The organism is Shewanella sp. SG41-4, from assembly GCF_014164505.1.
Lineage (GTDB): Bacteria > Pseudomonadota > Gammaproteobacteria > Enterobacterales > Shewanellaceae > Shewanella.
In genome coordinates this window covers 1-1626 of the sequence record NZ_JACJFI010000549.1, presented here as the reverse complement: position 1 = coordinate 1626, position 1626 = coordinate 1, and the positions used below count along the sequence as shown (strand labels likewise).

The 1626-nt window shown below is 41.5% G+C and carries 2 protein-coding genes; both read right to left on the bottom strand.

All coding sequences use genetic code 11. From position 1 onward, the window contains the following. Window positions 1-1130: hypothetical protein (locus H5202_RS22095; protein ID WP_182773926.1), on the bottom strand; the 1130-nt coding region annotated here is incomplete at its 3' end. Then, on the bottom strand, window positions 1130-1626 hold a 497-nt coding region (locus H5202_RS22090), incomplete at its 5' end, for a hypothetical protein (RefSeq protein WP_220493973.1). The genes H5202_RS22090 and H5202_RS22095, both read right to left, overlap by 1 nt.

Here is a 1626-nt window from a genome sequence, read left to right as displayed (position 1 = left end):
GCTTTTTCTCGTGAGATGCTTTCGTCAAACATCATCCCCGATGTATCACTCTTGTTGAGTGTGATACTTCTCGTCGCAAGTTCATTAAATACGTTATTTAAAAATTCAGGAGTTTTCTCAACCCGAAATGGGCTCAGCCGCCCCAATGAAGCTATTGGGTGAACAGGGCCTAATCTCACTAGATCCGCACTCTTAATGTACTTTGCCCGCTGATCACCACTCAGGGTTTTTTCATAGGCTTGACGAATAAAGTCAAAGGCGCTCTCTATCGCATTATGCTCGATAATGGCAGCCTTGGTCTTTTGGAGGTACACACTGACACTATCTGACACCTTTTTGATTGGATCAAACAAATCAAGGTACTGCAATTGCGATTTCAACATCAAACTTTCCGCCCCAGCGTCACCAATCCCCCGAAAAATATTCTGAAATCTATTCAGGGTCATGATAATGCCTAGTCCTTTCTCATAGCGGGTGTTTTTATTCAAAAAGATACTTAATGGCCGAATTTCACTGCTGTACAACTTGGCGGCACGACGATATTTTTCTTTGGTGATATCTAAGTTTTCTTCAGCATTGTTAGATTTCACCGACAACTCAAACTCTTCACCAATGCGCTCTAATTTGCTGATGTTGCTTTTGATCTTACCCAGCATCTCAGCAATCCGATGATTCACTTCATCAGTCCATTCAAAATACTCATCACTGTGCATTGACACAGAGAGGTGCTGATCTTCTAGTTCCGATAGAATAGACCAGATAGGGGTCATGGAAGCATTCAGCGAGGTCTGAGTTAATGGTCGATATAAGCTAATTTTACACAAGCGAAATATATCAATTACGTTGGTGTTAAACCACAAGTGGGTCACGCCTGAAAGACTTTTTCGGTCAAATAGAATGTTAGCTTGCAACAAATTGTTGTAATCAAACACCAAGGCAATTTCTTTAGCGACGTCGGTACTCATGCCTTGTTGGTACTGAGCGACCAGTTGCAAAAATTCCACTTCTCTAATGGCACTGATACGATTCTTATCCGCAGCCTCAATGACCCAGAACATAATCTCCCTATAACGTAGCAGACGAATTAAGGTCTCGACGGTACTGTACTGTTTGGTTTCAATGATATTCATTACACAGCCCTAAAAAAATCGGCCTGCTCTTTAAGCTTAATCTGCTCCATCTCTAACGAGAAGCACACATGGCGTCGATGTGGATGGTAAGGATTTGCGGTTTTCAATTCATCCATGACCAAGTAATTTTCAAACGGGGCAATCAAGTCACCACTCTTACCGGGTGTTGTCACGCCCACCAACCAATGTCCTTTATCATTCAAACTTTTAATTAATTCAGGGAATTGTTCGCTACTCACTTTGCCGATCTCATCCATAATTAACGGAAAAGCGACTTCACTGGTCTCGTTGGACAGTTGTTGAATGAAAATGTCACAGAAATGCATGTTGATAAGCATTTTGGTGGAGGTGGACTGATCTTTTTCATCCCACACTTCACCAATTTTCTTGGTCAGATATCTAGCTTGTTGAATGATGTTATCCATTCTTAACTTACCATCATTATTGACGGCATCAGATTGTAAGAACTGTTCTAGTCGTGCATACCATTCTTCTG